16 protein-coding genes are annotated in these 16,094 nt (G+C 66.8%); 13 read left to right on the plus strand and 3 right to left on the minus strand.

What is annotated here, in order from left to right:
- Positions 1–6: 6 nt before the first annotated feature.
- Both rnhA and GT613_RS06470 read left to right on the plus strand, forming a co-directional pair.
- Positions 7–483 (plus strand): ribonuclease HI, encoded by a 477-nt coding sequence (gene rnhA, locus GT613_RS06465; protein ID WP_009304774.1) that lies wholly within the window; start codon positions 7–9, stop codon positions 481–483.
- Between the two features lie 147 nt (positions 484–630).
- Positions 631–1,746, plus strand: coding sequence for an NlpC/P60 family protein (locus GT613_RS06470; RefSeq protein ID WP_009608859.1), 1,116 nt, complete (start codon positions 631–633; stop codon positions 1,744–1,746).
- A gap of 72 nt (positions 1,747–1,818) precedes the next feature.
- Here GT613_RS06470 and yihA read toward each other — a convergent pair whose 3' ends face one another.
- A complete protein-coding gene (gene yihA / locus GT613_RS06475; RefSeq protein WP_009304772.1) occupies positions 1,819–2,400 on the minus strand; it encodes a ribosome biogenesis GTP-binding protein YihA/YsxC in 582 nt (193 codons plus the stop codon).
- Between the two features lie 335 nt (positions 2,401–2,735).
- On the opposite strand from yihA, the gene GT613_RS06480 reads away from it, so the two are divergent.
- Entirely contained in the window at positions 2,736–3,014 is a 279-nt protein-coding gene (locus tag GT613_RS06480; RefSeq protein ID WP_009304771.1) for a DUF6110 family protein, read from the plus strand.
- Between the two features lie 6 nt (positions 3,015–3,020).
- Positions 3,021–5,102 carry a heavy metal translocating P-type ATPase gene (locus GT613_RS06485; protein WP_009608875.1) on the plus strand — a complete coding sequence of 694 codons (2,082 nt, stop codon included), beginning with the start codon at positions 3,021–3,023 and terminating at the stop codon, positions 5,100–5,102.
- Between the two features lie 2 nt (positions 5,103–5,104).
- On the opposite strand, the gene GT613_RS06490 is transcribed toward GT613_RS06485, so the two are convergent.
- Positions 5,105–5,908 (minus strand): protein kinase family protein, encoded by an 804-nt coding sequence (locus GT613_RS06490; protein ID WP_009304769.1) that lies wholly within the window; start codon positions 5,906–5,908, stop codon positions 5,105–5,107.
- Positions 5,887–6,267 carry a zinc ribbon domain-containing protein gene (locus GT613_RS06495; protein ID WP_227100892.1) on the minus strand — a complete coding sequence of 127 codons (381 nt, stop codon included), beginning with the start codon at positions 6,265–6,267 and terminating at the stop codon, positions 5,887–5,889. The genes GT613_RS06490 and GT613_RS06495 overlap by 22 nt, the downstream gene beginning before the upstream one ends.
- Before the next feature lie 703 nt (positions 6,268–6,970).
- Between GT613_RS06495 and GT613_RS06500 the strand changes: the two genes are divergently transcribed.
- The 9 genes from GT613_RS06500 (at position 6,971) to pdxS (ending at position 16,082) form a co-directional block, all read left to right on the plus strand.
- Entirely contained in the window at positions 6,971–8,380 is a 1,410-nt protein-coding gene (locus GT613_RS06500; RefSeq protein WP_009304767.1) for an MFS transporter, read from the plus strand.
- A 107-nt stretch (positions 8,381–8,487) separates the two neighbouring features.
- Positions 8,488–9,252, plus strand: a complete 765-nt coding sequence (locus GT613_RS06505; RefSeq protein ID WP_009304766.1) for a helix-turn-helix transcriptional regulator — start codon at positions 8,488–8,490, stop codon at positions 9,250–9,252.
- 285 nt (positions 9,253–9,537) lie between these two features.
- Positions 9,538–10,326: a 30S ribosomal protein S2 gene (gene rpsB / locus GT613_RS06510; RefSeq protein ID WP_009608822.1), complete on the plus strand. Its 789-nt coding sequence runs from the start codon at positions 9,538–9,540 to the stop codon at positions 10,324–10,326.
- Positions 10,327–10,437: 111 nt separating this feature from the next.
- A complete protein-coding gene (tsf, locus tag GT613_RS06515) occupies positions 10,438–11,298 on the plus strand; it encodes a translation elongation factor Ts (RefSeq protein WP_009304764.1) in 861 nt (286 codons plus the stop codon).
- A 348-nt stretch (positions 11,299–11,646) separates the two neighbouring features.
- A complete protein-coding gene (murA, locus tag GT613_RS06520) occupies positions 11,647–12,936 on the plus strand; it encodes a UDP-N-acetylglucosamine 1-carboxyvinyltransferase (protein WP_161172565.1) in 1,290 nt (429 codons plus the stop codon).
- Positions 12,937–12,945: 9 nt separating this feature from the next.
- The gene (locus GT613_RS06525; RefSeq protein ID WP_009304762.1) at positions 12,946–14,439 is read left to right on the plus strand and encodes an LCP family protein; all 1,494 of its coding nucleotides are present in this window, start codon (positions 12,946–12,948) and stop codon (positions 14,437–14,439) included.
- 59 nt (positions 14,440–14,498) lie between these two features.
- Positions 14,499–14,732: a NifU family protein gene (locus GT613_RS06530; RefSeq protein ID WP_009304761.1), complete on the plus strand. Its 234-nt coding sequence runs from the start codon at positions 14,499–14,501 to the stop codon at positions 14,730–14,732.
- 33 nt (positions 14,733–14,765) lie between these two features.
- On the plus strand, positions 14,766–15,056 hold the full coding sequence (locus GT613_RS06535; RefSeq protein WP_009304760.1) for a hypothetical protein: 291 nt from the start codon (positions 14,766–14,768) through the stop codon (positions 15,054–15,056).
- A gap of 135 nt (positions 15,057–15,191) precedes the next feature.
- Positions 15,192–16,082, plus strand: a complete 891-nt coding sequence (pdxS, locus tag GT613_RS06540; RefSeq protein WP_009304759.1) for a pyridoxal 5'-phosphate synthase lyase subunit PdxS — start codon at positions 15,192–15,194, stop codon at positions 16,080–16,082.
- Positions 16,083–16,094 lie beyond the last annotated feature (12 nt).

A 16,094-nucleotide genomic window follows, 5' to 3' on the forward strand; every position in this document is an offset into this window, starting at 1 on the left:
CTCCACATGCATGTAGATATATACACCGACGGTGCGGCGCGGGGGAATCCGGGGCCGGGGGGCTACGGCACGGTGCTGCGCTTCGTCGATTCGAAGGGCGCCGTCCACGAGAAGGAGCTGTCGCAGGGCTACGAGCGCACCACGAACAACCGCATGGAGCTCATGGCCGTGGTGGCGGGTCTCGAAGTGCTCAAGCGCCCGTGCTCCATCACGTTGTACTCCGACTCGCAGTACGTGGTGAACGCCTTCAACCAGCATTGGGTTGACGGCTGGCTCAAGCGCGGCTGGAAGAACGCGCAGAAGCAGCCCGTGAAGAACGACGATCTGTGGAAGCGTCTGCTGGCGGCCAAGGAGCCTCACGACGTGACGTTCGTGTGGGTGAAGGGGCATGCGGGCCATCCCGAGAACGAGCGCTGCGACGAGCTGGCCACGACGGCCGCCGACGGCGCGGGGCGCATTCGCGACGAGGGCTTCAACGGATAAGTGAGGATTCCGAAGCTGCACCCGGCTCACCCGAGGTTCGTATGATGTTCCTGTTCGATTTCCAAGCTGTTTCGTAGGCGAGCCATGCGATCTGATACACTAGCTCGCAATGTATACGAGCATCTGAGCGCAGGTGGAGGTTCCCACATGCAACAGCAAGCAATGCGCGCCCGCAAGGGCGTGTTCGCGGGAGCAGTGGCTGCGGCCCTCGCGGCGACTCTCATGATCCCTTCGTTGGCGTACGCCGATCCGACTGCCAGCGAAAAGCAGGCTGAAGCTCAGGCCGCGCTCGCATCGCTCAACAGCATGCAGAGTACGCTCAACCGAACCTCCGTCGTCTACGATGAGGCCTTGGCCGCGCAGAGAGAAGCCGAGGCCAAGCGCGACGAGGCGCAGGCGCGCATCGACGAGGCGAACGGCCAGATCGCCGACCTTCAAACCCGATTGGGATCTCGTGCGCGCAGCATGTACCGCACGGGCGGAAGCTCGTTCCTCGACCTGCTGCTGGGCGCCACCACCTTCCAGGAGTTCTCGACGGGTTGGGATATGCTCAACACCTTGAACGAGAACGATGCCGATCTCGTTCAGCAGACGAAAGATCTGCGTGCCGAAGTGCAGGAGCAGCAGGCCGCCTATGCAGAGCAGCAGCGCGTAGCCGCCGAGAAGGCCGATGAGGCGCTGCGCTCCAAGCAGGAGGCGGCGTCCACGATGTCCGCCATGCAGGCTACCTACGACAGCCTGAGCGCCGAAGCGGCCGAGCTGCTGGAGCAGGAGCGCGCTGCGCAGGCAGCCGCCGATGCAGCTCAGGCCCAAGCCGTGGTGGAAGCGTCTGCGCGTCAGGCCCAAGAGAACGCGAACGCTTCGGGCAATGTTGCTCCGGGCAACGATCCCTCGCCTTCTCCGTCGCCCGCTCCGAGCGAGCCTTCCGGACCCTCCTACAATCCTGTGACGGGCAATGCTATCGTCGACCGGGCGTACGGTTGCATAGGATTGCCATATTCGTGGGGTGGGGTAGGACCGAGCTCGTTCGATTGCTCCGGCCTGGTAAGCTATGCCGTGACTGGAAGCTTCTCCCGATGGGGAACCACGAACACGTTCATGGGCATGTCGCAGGTAGGCGATCCTCAACCTGGCGATATCGCCACCAGCTGGGGCCACTGCGGTATCTACATCGGCAACGGCCAGATGATCCATGCTCCAACCTTCGGCCAGACGGTGTGCATCAGCCCGGTGCAGGGTGACATGATCATCGTTCGCCCGTAGCCCCGGATTCCTCAAGCGAAAGAAAACGGCCCTTCGGGGCCGTTTTCTTTCGGGTGCATGCTGTGGCAGCGCCTACCGCACGCTGTTCTTGATGAGCGAGCGCAGTTCGTCGATGCCGGTGCCCTTCTCCGACGAGCACACCACGAGCGGCACGTCGGCCCCCAGCTTCAGCTGCTTCTTCAGGGCGGCCTTCTGCTTCATCTGCTGCTGACGGCTGAGCTTGTCGGCCTTCGTCAGCACCACGGCGAACGGCAGCTCGGCCTCCTGCAAAAAGCCGATCATGTTCACGTCGAGGTCGGACGCCTCGTGGCGGATGTCCACGAGCGAAACCACGAGCGCGAGGTCGCGATCCTGGTTGAAGTAGCCCTCGATGAGCTCCGACCAGCGGCTCTTGTCCGACTTCGACACCTTCGCGTAGCCGTAGCCCGGCAGGTCGACGAAGCGCACGCCGTCGCAGGAGAAGAAGTTGATGGTGGCCGTCTTGCCCGGCGTCTGCGACACCTTCGCCAGCCCTTTGCGGTTGAACAGCTTGTTCAGCAGCGACGACTTGCCCACGTTCGAGCGTCCCGCAAACGCGATCTCGGGCATGGTCGAAGGCGTGAGCTGAGACGATACGCCGAATGATCGCTCGAATACCACGTTGTTGATGTTCATGGGACGCTCCTTGCGGCCGTGCTGTTCGTCATGCTCCTCATGGTACCCGAACCGCGTCGGGGATGCGGGCGGAACCCGGCAACCCCCTCGCATTCCCCACGGGATGCGTCAGACGCGCTTGCGTCCCGTGTACAGCGCCAGCGCCATGCAGGCGAGGCTCGCCCATGCCCAGAATCGATGCTGCTTCATGTCCGACCTCCTTCGCTTCGATGTCGACGATACTAGTTAATCATGATTGACTTTATCCGACAACCGCATTATCCTTGATAAGTTAGATTCGTGCAACTTCAAATCGAAGCGCGCGGATGGGGAACCAACGAGAGAGAGGCGAAGCGATGGGATTCAAGAAGAAGAGCGGGCTGCTGGTGGGCGCGGGCTTTCTGCTGGGCACGGTGGGCGTGAAGGCGCTGACCAGCACCACCGCCAAGAAATGCTACGTGCAGGGCGTCGCGCAGGGGCTGCGCGCGAAGGCGACGTACGAGAACATCGTCGAACAGGCGAAGGCCGAGGTTGACGACATCGTGGCCGAGGCCACCTACATCAGCGTCGTCGGCAAGGACGGGGAGCGCCCTGCCGAGCCCGCCGTCGAGGCCGACGACCAGCCGGCGAAGTAGAACGCGATGGACTACGTCATCGCGAGCGAGGTTCCCGGCCGCTTGCGCGTGCGGCTGGTCGGTCCCGTGCCCGCCGACGATCTCGACGCGCTCTACCGCGTGCTGGGCGCGTGCCCGGCGGTGGAGCGCGCGAACGTCTACCCTCGCATCGGCAGCATCGCCGTGCGCTACCGTGCGGCGGACGGCGCGCGGCAGCGGGTGCTCGATCACCTGGACGCCATCGACGCCGAGGCCATCGCCGAAGCCCGTTCGAGCTGCGGGCTCGAACTGGCACCGCGCACCCAGTCGCTGCTCATGGACATCGCGGTGCTCGTGGGGTCGTACTTCGCGCGCCGGTGGTTCCTGCCGAAGCCCGTCGCGGCCCTCGTCACCGCCTGGCGCTACCGCGGCTTCCTGGCGGCGGCGGTCCGCTCGCTCGGGCGGGCGCGGCTCGACGTGCCCGTGCTGGACGCTGCCGCCATCGGCATGTCGTTCGTCAAGCGCGACCCGCGCACGGCGGGTGAGACGATGCTGCTGCTGAACCTGGGCGAGACGCTGGAGGAGTACACGCGCTCGCGGTCGGAGGGGGCGCTCGTGAACGCGTTGCTCGACCTCCCGGAAACCGCGCAGCTCGTCGAGGGCGACCAGGAGGTCCAGGTGGCTGCGTCGGACCTCAAGCCGGGCGACTGCATCGCCGTGCGCACCGGCATGCCCGTGTGCGTCGATGGCGAGGTGGTGCGCGGCACGGCCATGGTGAACCAGGCCGCCCTCACCGGCGAGCCGCTGGCGGTCGAGCGCGGCGTGGGCGACAACGTGTTCTCGGGCACCGCGGTCGAGGACGGCGAGATCATCGTGCGCGTGACGGCGGACGCGGGCGAGACGAAGCTGCGCTCCATCGTGGCGCTCGTGGAGCAGGCGGAATCCTTCAAATCGGAAACCCAGTCGCGCATGGAGCAGCTGGCCGACCGCATCGTGCCCTGGAACTTCCTGCTGGCAGGCGCCGTGGCGCTCACCACGCGCAGCCTCGTGAAGACGTCGGCGGCGCTCATGGTGGACTACTCCTGCGCCCTCAAGCTCACCGGCTCCATCGCCGTGCTGGCGGCCATGAGCCAAAGCGCGCAGGCGGGCTTCACCGTGAAGGGCTCGAAGCACTTCGAGGCCATGGCGGCGGCCGACACCATCGTGTTCGACAAGACCGGGACGTTGACCGAGGCCACGCCCAACGTGGCCTGCGTGCTGGCGCTCGACGGGTGGAACCGTCGCGAGGTGCTGCGGCTGGCCGCTTGCCTGGAGGAGCATTTCCCGCACCCGGTGGCCCGCGCCGTGGTGCGCGCGGCCGCGGAGAAGAACCTTCGGCACCGCGAGCGCCACGCCGACGTGGAGTACCTCGTGGCGCACGGCATCGCGTCGTCGCTCGACGGCAAGCGCGTGGTCATCGGCTCGGAGCATTTCGTCGTGGAGGACGAAGGCGTGTCCCTCACCGAGGAGCAGAAGCGCCGCGTGGCCGACGAAACGGAGGGGCTGTCGCCGCTGTACCTGGCGGTGGACGGCGAGCTGATCGGCGTCATCGGCATCGAGGACCCGCTGAAGGCCGGGGTGCGCGAGGCCATCGCCGACCTGAGGATGCTCGGGTTCAAGCGCGTCGTCATGCTCACGGGCGACGGCGAGCGCACGGCGGCGCGCATCGCGGACGCCGCCGGCGTGACGGAGTACCGCGCCAACCTGCTGCCCGAGGACAAGTACGCCTTCGTGGAGCGGCTGAAGGCGGAGGGGAGCAAGGTGGTCATGGTGGGCGACGGCGTGAACGACGCCCCGGCGCTCTCGCTGGCCGACGTGGGCATCGCCATGGGGCAGGGCACCGCCGTGGCGAAGGAGGTGGCCGACATCACGCTGACGGGAGGGCACCTGAGCGCGCTCGTGACGCTGCGGACGCTGAGCGCGGGGCTGACCGCGCGCCTGAACGCATCGTTCAAGGAGGTCATCGCCATCAACTCGGCGCTGCTGGCGGCGGGCATCGGCGGCCTCATCACGCCGCAGACCTCGTCGCTGCTGCACAACGCGTCCACGGTGGCGCTCAGCGTGAGGAACGGCGGGACGTACCGCGCCTAGCGTCAGGCCGTCGGCGGCGCTGCGAACGCCTCCTCGAAGGCATCGCCGATCGACGCGAAGCCGTGCAGCGCGGGCTCGTCCGAGAACAGGTCGAGCAGCAGGGAGCGCTGGGCAGCCGGGAGGTCGAGGTCGTCGAACCAGGGAAGCTTCGCGTGCCGCCTGCTGCGCACTGCGGCGGGGCTCGCGTACAGCAGGAACAGCAGCACGTCGGCGAGCCCGGCGCGATCGGATGCGGTCGCGGCCGGGCTCGCCGCGTTCCGGTCGAAGAAGCCGGCCAGCCCGAAGTCGACGAGCGACACCGTTCCCTCGGCGTCGATCAGCAGGTTCGCCGGCCGCACGTCGCCGTGCGCCACGCCGCGGCCCTCCAGGTGCGCGAGCGCGTCGATGACCTGGCGGCCGATGGAGGCGATCGCCGCTTGGTCGAACGACCGCCGTTGCCGGAACAGCAGGCGGTCGAGGGAGGTGCCGGGCATGAGGCTTTGCGCCATGAAGCAGCGCCCGCGGTCGCGCGCGTCGTCGCGCTCGCGCACGATGCCGAGCCAGCGGGGGACGGCGGGGTGCGCGCACAGCGACAGCGCCTTCGCCTCGTTCCAGAGGGCGTCGCGGTCGAGGGACCCCTGCTCGGGTTTGATCAGCTTGAGGGCCGCGCTGCGGGGCTCGCCGCTTGCGCGCGAGGCGCGAAAGCACGTGCCGAACCGGCCTTGGCCCAGCACGGCGTCGAGCCGCCATGCGCCGAACGTGCGGCCGACGAGCCTGCGGTCGCCGGCCGCGGTGGCGAAGCGCGCTAGCCGCGCGGCGTGCCGCATTCGGGGCAGAACTTCGCGCTGGGAGGCAGCGTCGCGCCGCACTGCGCGCAGAACCCGCCGCCCAGCTTCTCGCCGCATTCGAGGCAGAACTTGGAGCCCGCCGGCACCTGCGCGCTGCACTTCGGGCAGGAAAGCGAGCCTGCGGCCGAGGCGGCACGCGGAGCCTGCGCCTGCGCTTGGGGCGCGGCCTGCGCCTGGCCGGGGATGGGCTGCGCGTTCTGCTGGGGGTAGCCGTGGCCGTAGCGCTTGCGGTCCGAGCTGCTGAACGAGCCCACGAAGCCGCCGAGCTTGCCCATGAATCCTTGCGGTTGATAGTAGCCGCTGCCTTGGTTGGTGCGGTGCTTTTTGCGACCGCTCATGGAGAAGAGCCCCATCGGGTGGTCCTTTCGATCAGGTGGGTAGCTGCGCCCCAGGATACCGGATGCGATCGGGCTCCGCCGCTTCTGCCGCCGACTCCCGGAAAAAACCAAGGGGCACCGCTTCGCTTGCCCCAAGCCCGTCCCCAAGCTCCAACTCTCAATGCAACCGGGTATCTGTCAATGACAGCCGGGCATGCGAATTCGCCCATGCTAACCAGTTTTTTCGTTTTGCGCGCGATTTGGCGCTTCGAAGCGTCCTTGGACACCGATCCTCGAAAGTGGTTTTTACGTTTCCGCAGGTCGCGTGATTCATGTTCGATCGCTGCGGGTCAGCATGTCCCCTAAACGGGACAACACGCACCCCTGAACGAACGCAAAACGAAAAAATTGGTTAGAACTCGACGATTCGCGTGCCGCGGCACTATTGACGTGAACCGTCGTTCACCCGTTGATCAGTGTGCTCTGCTTCGGGGCAACCCGTCCGCAAGCCTCTTCACCAAGCTAGAGCGTACCCGTAGGAGCCGCTTGGTATGCAGCCAGATACCCGTCAATGGTGGTTGAACGGCAGACCTTCGGCTGTATGACCGGAGCGTTGCGTGTTCGGAACGCTTCCGGGGCCGGCCTTTCCCGCCGCTACACTTGAAGCGTCCGTCGCCGCGCCGCGTCGGGCGCAACGAGGAAACGGACGAGGAAGGGCGGTCGGATGGGCAACGCGAAGAAGCGAAGCGGAAGCGTGGCGAGCATGCTGCCCGTGCTGCTGGCGTGCTCGTTCACGGCCTCGTTCGGCCAGAGCATGATGAACGTCGCCCTGCCCGAGCTGGCGGAGCGCTTCGGCGTCACGCTCTCCATCGCGAACTGGGTGATCGTGGGGTACATGGTGGTCGCGGCGACGGCCATCATGCTGTCGGCGTTCATGCTGAGGCGCCTCGGGCTGAGGCGCGTGTTCTTCGTCGGCGCGGGGGCGCTCGCGCTCGGCAGCGCGTGCGCGCTGCTCTCGCAGGACTTCCCGATGCTGTTCGCCAGCCGCCTCGTGCAGGCGGTGGGCACGGGCCTGTTCTTCCCGTCGGTGACGAGCGTCATCATGACGAACTCGCCGGCCGCGGTGCGCGGCACGCGCCTCGCGTTGAACAGCGGCGTCATCGCCGTGGGCCTTGCCATCAGCCCGACGGCCTCGGGCTTCGCGCTCACGCAGTTCGGCTGGCGCGCCATGTTCGTCGTATCGCTCGCCATGTCCGTCGCGCTGCTCGCGGTCGGCTTCTTCCGCATCCACGGCGGCCCTTCGACGAAGCGCGTTCCCATCGACGCGCTCAGCGTGATGCTCGGGCCGCTCGGGTTGGCCGCGTTCCTGTACGGCTTGGGCGAGGTCACGCGCGATCTCGCTCCCTCCCTCGCGGCGCTCGCGGTCGGCGCGGTGCTGCTCGCCCTGTTCGCCTGGCGGCAGTTCGCGTTGGAGAGCCCGCTGCTCGACCTGCACCCCCTCGTCCACCCGCGGTTCGCCGTGGGCATCCTGCTCGTCATGGTGGGCATGCTCACGTCGTTCTCCATGAGCATCCTGCTGCCGCTGTACTACGAGGGGGCGTTGGGGTACACGGCGTTCTTCGCGGGCCTGCTGCTGCTAGGCCCCGTGCTGGTCAACGCGGCGTTCACGTTCCTGGGCGGCCGGGTGTTCGACAGGCACGGCGCGTGGCCGCTCATACCGGCGGGCCTCGTGCTCGTGCTCGTCGGGCAGGCGGCGGCGTTCTTCTCGGCCGAGAGCATGATCGCCATCCTGATCGTCCTGTCGTCGGCGGCCGTGTACGCGGGCGCCGGGTTCGTGGTGGCGCCGTCCAAGACCGCGGCGCTCGGCACGCTGCCGCCCGCGACGTACTCCGCCGGCGCGTCCATCAACTCCACGGCCGCGCAGATCGCCTCGGCCATCGGCTCGTCGCTGTTCGTCGGCGTGCTGTCGGCCGACGTGCTCAGGGACACGGCGGCGGGCGCGGCGAAGGCGTCGGCGTACGCCGCGGCGTTCGAGCACACCCTCTCGATAGCCGTCGTCATCGCGGCGGCGGGGCTGCTCGTCGCGTTCTTCTACGCCCGCGCCATGCGCAAACCGGCCGGTAAGCAGCGGTGACAACTTCCGGTTGTCGAGAAAAACCGTGAAAAGCATCCGAAAGTTGGTTGAGGGAACCGCGGTTTCGGTGCATGCTGTAGGGAGAAGGCAAGCGAGAGGAGAATCCTATGAGCTTCCGAGACAACCTCCAGCATCTGCGCGGAACGCGCGATTTGAGCCAGGCGCAGCTTGCGACGCTGCTCGGCGTGAGCCGCCAGTCCGTGGCAAAATGGGAAGCCGAGAAAAGCTACCCCGAGATGGACAAGCTCATCAAGCTGTGCGACCTGTTCGAGTGCTCGCTCGACGACCTCGTACGGGGCGACTTAACCGGCTGCGCGACGGCGAGCGAGGCGATCGTGGAGGCCGAGCCAGCCTCCGCAGCCATGCCTGTCGATAAGGACGGCTACGACGAGCACATGCGCCGCCGTGCGTGGGATGTCGCTGCGAGCGTGGCGGTGATCGTCATGAGCTTCGGGGTGGCGATGTTCGTGACAGGCGGCGGTTACAACAGCACGACGGTTTCGGCGAACATCGTCGTCCACCTCGTAGGGATCGCGCTCGGCCTGTGCTTTTTCGTTCCGGCGTATCGCAGCCATGCGGCATTTCGCAAGGAGCACCCGGTGGTCGAGGACTGCTACACGCCGGAGGAGAAGGCGGAAGCGCGCCGTCGGAAGATGCGGGGCGTCGGCGGCGGTGTCGCGCTGCTCGTCTTGGGCATGTTCATGCCCGGCATGCTCCAATCGATTCAGATGTTCTCGTTCGTGCCGTTGGCGCTGTTCGCTTGCTTCGCCGCCGCGGCCGCTCTGCTCGTCCACTCCGTCATGATGGATCGCCGCGTCGACGTGTCCTTCTACAACGGCGCCCCCGATTTCACGATCCAATCCCTCCTTTGAGGGCGTCGTACTGACGCCTGATCTCGTTGCGCAGCTCGTCTTCGGCTTGAACGTGGGCGCCGCCGTCGGCCGGCCGCGAATTCGCCGTATCCGCTCGCAGTTGTGGGCAACCGCGCACAACTGCGTCCTTTTGCGCTTTCCGCTTGCAAACGCTTGGGGGCGTGGTATACTTCTGCAGTTTCTAAATACGCATGCTTGCGCGACCCGATCCGCTAGTGGCCAACTGAAAAAGGCTGCGGATCTCGGGGATGACCGCAAGCAGAGGACTAACGAATGGAGAGAGTCATGACGAAAGTCAGCATTACTTCGCTGCTCGATGCGGGCAGCCACTTCGGCCATCAGACGCGCCGTTGGAACCCCAAGATGAAGCCGTACATCTTCGGCAGCCGCGGGGACATCTACATCATCGACCTCAAGCAGACGCTCGTGGGCCTCGACCAGGCGTACACGTTCGTGTCCGAGCTGGCCAAGAAGGGCGGCACCGTGCTGTTCGTGGGCACGAAGAAGCAGGCCCAGGAGGCCGTCGCCGACGCTGCCAACAAGTGCGGCATGCCCTACGTGAACGCTCGCTGGCTCGGCGGCATGCTGACCAACTTCGTGACCATCCGCTCCCGCGTGAACCGCATGGAGGAGCTGGAGGCCATGGAGGCCGACGGCCGCATGGCCGTGCTGCCCAAGAAGGAGCAGATCCTGCTGCACAAGGAGCTGTCCAAGCTGCAGACGAACCTCAACGGCATCCGCAACATGAAGCGCACGCCCGACGCCGTGTTCGTGATCGACACGAACCGCGAGGCCATCGCCATCCATGAGTCCCGTCGTCTCGACATCCCCGTGGTGGGCACGCTCGATACGAACTGCGATCCGGACGACGTCGATTTCGGCATCCCCGCCAACGACGACGCCATCCGCTCGGTCCGCCTGCTGGCTGACTTCATCGCCGACGCCGTCATCGCCGGCGTGGGCGTGCCGGTGACCGCCGCCGACATGGGCGAGGTCGCCGTCGAGGCTACCGCCGTGGAGGCCCCTGCCGCCGAGGCCGCGCCCGCCGAGGCCGCTGCCCCTGCCGCCGAATAAGCTGATCTGCGCATCTACCGCACTGAACGCGCCGTCGCGCCCTTCCCGCGCTGCGGCGCTCGACACCCCGCCGCGTCCCAAGGCCGCGGCATCGTGAGAGAAAGGAACAACGTGGCTGCTGTTACCGCTTCCATGGTCAAGGAACTCCGTGAAATGACCGGCGCCGGCATGATGGAGTGCAAGAAGGCGCTCGTCGAAGCCGACGGCGACATGGACAAGGCCGTCGACGTGCTGCGCACGCGCGGTCTGGCCGCCGTGGCCAAGAAGGCCGGCCGTGCCACCAACGAAGGCACCGTCATGGCCATCGTCTCCGACGACGCCACGTCCGGCGCGGTCGTCGAGCTGAACTGCGAGACCGACTTCGTGGGCATGAACGACAAGTTCAAGGCCTACGCCGAGAAGATCGCCAAGGCCGCCCTGGCCGCCAAGCCTGCCGACCTCGACGCCCTCAAGGCCGCCGACGCCGAAGGCGAGACGGTGGAAGCCGTTGTCACCGACGCCATCCACACCCTGGGCGAGAACATCCAGCTCGCCCGCTTCGCGGTGGTGGAGGGCGGCGCCGTGTCGTCCTACATCCACGGCGGCGGCAAGATCGGCGTGCTCGTGCAGTTCGACGTCGAGGGCATCGACCCCGCGTTCGACGGCTTCAAGCAGTACGGCCGCGACGTGGCCATGCAGGTTGCCGCCGCCGCTCCGGTGGCCGCCACCCGCGAGGCCGTCGACCCGGCCGTCGTCGAGCACGAGAAGGCCATCTACATGGCTCAGGCCGCCGAGTCCGGCAAGCCCGAGGCCATCCAGGAGAAGATGGCCGTCGGCCGTCTGGAGAAGTTCTTCAAGGAGAGCACGCTGACCGAGCAGGCCTTCGTGAAGAACCCCGACCAGTCCGTGAACGACTACACGGCCGAGGTTGCGAAGAACCTGGGCGGCGAGATCAAGATCGTCGACTTCAAGCGCTTCGTGCTGGGAGAATAGTTTTGTTCCGGCGGCCTGACGGCCGTCGGAACCGCTCGACGCTGCGAAGCCCCCTCGCACCGATCCTCGGCTCTTTTCGCTTGTCTTCGCGTACCGAAGTACGCTCAGCCGCGAAACGAGCCGACTATCGGCACGAGGGGGCTTCTCGCTGTCTTGCTGCGCCAACCTGCGTTCTTCGTTTCGGTACCAGCAGCTATCGGCCCTTCTGCTTTCGTTGTGATGATGGTGGGCGCGCAGCCTCCCTGTTCTTATAATGGTGGGTACCGCGAAGGGCGCCTCGGACGGCGTCCGCCACCCAATGAAACCAACGCCCGGACCCTCGTCGTCGCGGGCGCGGAGGATGCTTCCATGGCTGAAGAGATCATCATCGTACAGGGCAACAACACGCTGGCCGGCGACGTCGCCGTGTCGGGCGCGAAGAACTCGGCGCTCAAGCTGATCGCCGCCGCGTTGCTGGGCCAGGGGGAAACGACCATCCATAACGTCCCGCTCATCTCGGATATCAGCATCATGTCCGACGTGCTGCGCTGTTTGGGCGCGCGGGTGGAGCGCGACGGCCATACGCTGACGGTGGACACCTCCGCCGTCGACAAGCACGAGACCCCCTACGAGCTGGTGTCGAAGATGCGTGCGAGCATCTCGGTGCTCGGCCCGCTCGTTGGCCGCTTCGGATGCGCCCGCGTGGCCATGCCGGGCGGCTGTCAGATCGGCGCTCGCAAGATCGACATGCATCTTGTCGGCCTCGAGGCTATCGGCGTGGAGTTCTCCATCGACCACGGCTTCCTTGAGGCCAGCACGCCCAACGGGCTGCACGGCGCGCACGTCGTACTCGACTTCCCCAGTGTGGGAGCAACCGAGAACCTGCTCATGGCCGCCGGGGCGGCCGAGGGCTCCACGGTCATAGAGAACGCCGCGCGCGAACCCGAGATCGTGGATCTTGCGAACATGCTCGTGTCCATGGGGACGCGCGTCACAGGCGCGGGCTCGGACATCATCGAGGTCGAGGGCGTGCCGCTTTCTTCGCTGCATCCTTGCGAGCACACGACGGTGGGCGACCGCATCGAGGCCGGCACCTTCCTGGCCGGAGGCGCGCTGACGGGCGGTCCCGTCACCGTGCACGGCATCGATCCGTCGTATCTGCGCGTTGCGCTCATGAAGCTCCGCGCCATGGGCTGCGACGTGGAGACGGGCGACGACTGGATCACCGTGGGCCGCACGCGCCCGCTGGCTCCCATCGACTTGCAGACGCTGCCGCATCCCGGGTTTCCCACCGACCTTCAGGCGCAGTTCATGCTGCTGGCCGCGTTCGCCGACGGCATGTCCGTCATCACCGAGAACGTGTTCGAGAACCGTTTCATGTTCGCCAGCGAGCTCATGCGCATGGGCGCGGACATCGCCATCGAGGACCATCACGCCCTCGTGCGCGGCGTGGACGTGCTGCAGGGCGCCGACGTGTCGTCCACCGATCTGCGCGCCGGGGCGGCTCTCGTGCTGGCCGGCATTGCGGGGGAGGGCGAGACTCGCGTGCACAACATCGGCCATATCGATCGCGGTTACGAGGACTACGTGGGCAAGCTGCGCGCTCTCGGCGCCGATGTCGTGCGCGCTGAAACCGAGCAAGCCCAGACGTCCCGGTAGCGAGCTCCCATGGTCAACAAACGCAAGCAGGGCCTGACGCAGGCTCGTGCGAAACTTACGTCGCATCGCATGAGGTCGGCAACGGTCGGCACCCATGTGCCGCGACGCTCGTCGCGTCATATGAACGGCGAGGCGGTGGGATTCTCCAGCCCGCGCAAAAGGAAGCGCGCGGCTCGCGGCATCGTGGAAACTATTCTGCCCGTCACATCGTCGGGCGAGAGCTCGTCGCAATACGCCCGTCGCGTCAGCCGTCGCGAATTCGCCCAGGACATCCAACGTAAGGCGCGCATCCGCCGCATCGTCGCGATCGCGGTCTGCCTGCTCGTGGCGGTTGCCGTCGCCGCCGCCGTCGGCGTGGCGACGTTCTTCGGGTCGCTCGATGCGAAGCTCGGGCTCAAGGATTCCGATGCAGCGTCGGCGCTCGTTGCTCCCAAGGCCGATGCGAAGGCGTTCTACACGGTGGTGTCGGCCGACCTCGATGCGCCGGGCTCGGCGAATGCGACGGACGGCCCCGACGCCATCGCGCTGGTGCGCGTCGACGAGGAGACCCGCGCCGTCACCGTCGTCTCGATTCCGCCTACGCTGCAGGTATCGCTGAAGGACGGCAAGAAGCACCCGCTGCGTGAGGCTTCGACGCAGGAGGGCGATGCCGCGCTCGTGTCGGCCGTGGCCGACTTCGCAGGGGTGAACGTGGCTCATTACGTGAAGACCGACGCCGAATCCATCGTGCGCCTCGTGGACGTCCTCGGCGGCGTCGAGGTGAACGTGGCCGAGGAGGTGGACGACCCGAACGCGGGCGATGCCTACCTGCCGGCGGGCGCCCAGACGCTCGACGGCGCGCAGGCGCTCACGTTTTTGCGCGCCAGCAACTTCTCGAACGGCCTCGAAGTCCAGGCGGCGAACCAGCGCGAGCTGCTCACGGCACTGTCGCTGCGCCTTCTGGGGGAAGGGCGGCTGAGCTTCCTCGCCACGCTCGACAACGTGGGAGGGTCGTTCCAGACCGACCTTTCGGCTGCGGCCGCGCTTTCCGTCGCCGATGCGCTTCGCGGTGTGGACTCTTCCTCGGTGTACGGGGCGCTTGTGCCCGGCTACGAGACCGCGCGCGATGGCGCGAGCTCGTATGCGGTGTCTTCCGATGCCTGGAAGAGCATGATGGAGCTCGTGGCGGCCGGTTCCGAGCCCGTGGTGGAGCAAACGGCGCCCCAGGTGGATCCGGGCAGCTTCACCATCACCGTACGCAACGGCTCGGGCGTGACGGGCGGAGCCGGCCAGATCGCCGACGCGCTGAAAGACCGCGGCTTCGACGTGACCGAGACGGGCAACACCGACACGTACGTTTACGACGAGACGCTCGTCGTGTACAACGACGACGCGTTCGAGGCGGCGGCGGAAACCGTGGTGGCATCGCTCGGCCTGGGCCGTACGGTGCCCGGGGCGGGTTTCTACACGTTCGATACCGACGTGTTGGTGGTTCTCGGCAAGGATTGGAAGCCCACATCGTAGACTGTGGTAGAATCGGCACCTGAAAGCAAGATGTTCAAGTTCAACGAAGGAGCTTTACCATGGTAGACAAGAACGATGTGGCGGCGGTGCTCGAGCTCATCCGCCCCAGCCTGCAGGCGGACGGCGGCGATGTGCGCCTCGTCGACGTGAACGAGGACGGCGTGGTGTCGGTGGAGCTGCAGGGTGCCTGCAAGGGCTGCCCCATGTCCCAGATGACGCTGGCCAACGGCGTGGAGCGCATCCTCAAGGAGCGCGTTCCCGGCGTGACGAAGGTCGTTCCGGCCGACCTGTAAACCGGATCGATTTCGAAGGCGAAGGAGGCGGATATGGCGCAGTGTTGGGAACGCCGCGGGTGCGACGAGGAGATGATGTCGCGCTGCCCGCACAACATCCCGGGCGAGCCGTGCCCTGCCGATTGCCGCTTCGCCGCATGCACGCGCTCGACGCACGAGGTGTGCCAGGATTTCAACAAGCTGCTGAATCCCGAGCGCGATTACGACGCGGCCGTCAAGGAGGTGTGTCGCTTCTGCGAGCACTTCCTGGAGCACGGCCCTGGCGTGGCCGAGCGCACTGGCGAAGTCACGAGGCAGGGCAATCCGAACCGGTTTCTGCTCTAGCAGGGCGAACCGGTTCGAAACGCGCGCATCCGCGAGGAGCGCGCGACAATCGCAGCGAGCAACCGCGGCCGTGCAGGACATCTGCGCGGCCGCGCGCTACCCCCATACCAGCAAAGAACCGACGAAAGGGAGACGATGGCAGAGCAGGCTCACGGCACGCTGAAGGTGAAGACCGGGTTCGCGGAGATGATGAAGGGCGGCGTCATCATGGACGTCGTGAACCCCGAGCAGGCGAAGATCGCCGAGGACGCGGGCGCGGTGGCCGTCATGGCTCTGGAGCGCGTTCCCGCCGACATCCGCGCGCACGGCGGCGTGGCCCGCATGAGCGACCCCACCATGATCGAGGGCATCGTGGAGGCCGTGTCCATCCCCGTCATGGCGAAGTGCCGTATCGGGCATTTCGTGGAGGCGCAGGTGCTGCAGAGCCTGGGCGTGGACTTCATCGACGAGAGCGAGGTACTCACCCCGGCCGACGACGAGTACCATGTGAACAAATGGGACTTCGACGTGCCGTTCGTGTGCGGCGCGCGCAACCTGGGCGAGGCTCTGCGCCGCATCGCCGAGGGCGCGGCCATGATCCGCACGAAGGGCGAGCCGGGCACGGGCAACGTGGTGGAGGCCGTGCGCCACATGCGCACCGTGACCACCGACATCGCCCGCATCAAGGGCCTGCGCGACGAGCAGCTGTTCACGGCTGCGAAGGACCTGCAGGCGCCCTACGAGCTGGTGAAGTGGGTGGCCGAGCACGGGTGCCTCCCCGTGGTGAACTTCTCGGCCGGCGGCATCGCCACGCCCGCCGACGCGGCGCTGATGATGCAGCTGGGCTGCGACGGCGTGTTCGTGGGCAGCGGCATCTTCAAGTCGGGCGATCCAGCCAAGCGCGCCCGGGCCATCGTGGAGGCCACGACGAACTACGACGACCCCGACACCATCGCCCGCGTCTCGCGCGATCTGGGCGAGGCCATGGTGGGCATCGAGATCTCGGACATTCCCGAGAACGAGCTCATGGCCGGCCGCGGCTGGTAAGGCGGGTTCCGG

Origin of the sequence: Eggerthella sp. BIOML-A4, from assembly GCF_009875575.1 — a bacterium.
Classification (GTDB): Bacteria; Actinomycetota; Coriobacteriia; order Coriobacteriales; family Eggerthellaceae; genus Eggerthella; species Eggerthella lenta.

What these genes read in the sequence shown, in the direction of transcription:
- GT613_RS06530 (WP_009304761.1), top strand. Translation starts at nt 14,499, where the DNA reads ATGGTAGACAAGAACGATGTGGCGGCGGTGCTCGAGCTCATCCGCCCC.
- GT613_RS06490 (WP_009304769.1), bottom strand. Translation starts at nt 5,908, where the DNA reads ATGCGGCACGCCGCGCGGCTAGCGCGCTTCGCCACCGCGGCCGGCGAC.
- yihA (WP_009304772.1), bottom strand. Translation starts at nt 2,400, where the DNA reads ATGAACATCAACAACGTGGTATTCGAGCGATCATTCGGCGTATCGTCT.
- GT613_RS06485 (WP_009608875.1), top strand. Translation starts at nt 3,021, where the DNA reads ATGGACTACGTCATCGCGAGCGAGGTTCCCGGCCGCTTGCGCGTGCGG.
- GT613_RS06480 (WP_009304771.1), top strand. Translation starts at nt 2,736, where the DNA reads ATGGGATTCAAGAAGAAGAGCGGGCTGCTGGTGGGCGCGGGCTTTCTG.
- GT613_RS06470 (WP_009608859.1), top strand. Translation starts at nt 631, where the DNA reads ATGCAACAGCAAGCAATGCGCGCCCGCAAGGGCGTGTTCGCGGGAGCA.
- pdxS (WP_009304759.1), top strand. Translation starts at nt 15,192, where the DNA reads ATGGCAGAGCAGGCTCACGGCACGCTGAAGGTGAAGACCGGGTTCGCG.
- GT613_RS06505 (WP_009304766.1), top strand. Translation starts at nt 8,488, where the DNA reads ATGAGCTTCCGAGACAACCTCCAGCATCTGCGCGGAACGCGCGATTTG.
- murA (WP_161172565.1), top strand. Translation starts at nt 11,647, where the DNA reads ATGGCTGAAGAGATCATCATCGTACAGGGCAACAACACGCTGGCCGGC.
- GT613_RS06535 (WP_009304760.1), top strand. Translation starts at nt 14,766, where the DNA reads ATGGCGCAGTGTTGGGAACGCCGCGGGTGCGACGAGGAGATGATGTCG.
- rpsB (WP_009608822.1), top strand. Translation starts at nt 9,538, where the DNA reads ATGACGAAAGTCAGCATTACTTCGCTGCTCGATGCGGGCAGCCACTTC.
- rnhA (WP_009304774.1), top strand. Translation starts at nt 7, where the DNA reads ATGCATGTAGATATATACACCGACGGTGCGGCGCGGGGGAATCCGGGG.
- GT613_RS06500 (WP_009304767.1), top strand. Translation starts at nt 6,971, where the DNA reads ATGGGCAACGCGAAGAAGCGAAGCGGAAGCGTGGCGAGCATGCTGCCC.
- GT613_RS06525 (WP_009304762.1), top strand. Translation starts at nt 12,946, where the DNA reads ATGGTCAACAAACGCAAGCAGGGCCTGACGCAGGCTCGTGCGAAACTT.
- GT613_RS06495 (WP_227100892.1), bottom strand. Translation starts at nt 6,267, where the DNA reads ATGAGCGGTCGCAAAAAGCACCGCACCAACCAAGGCAGCGGCTACTAT.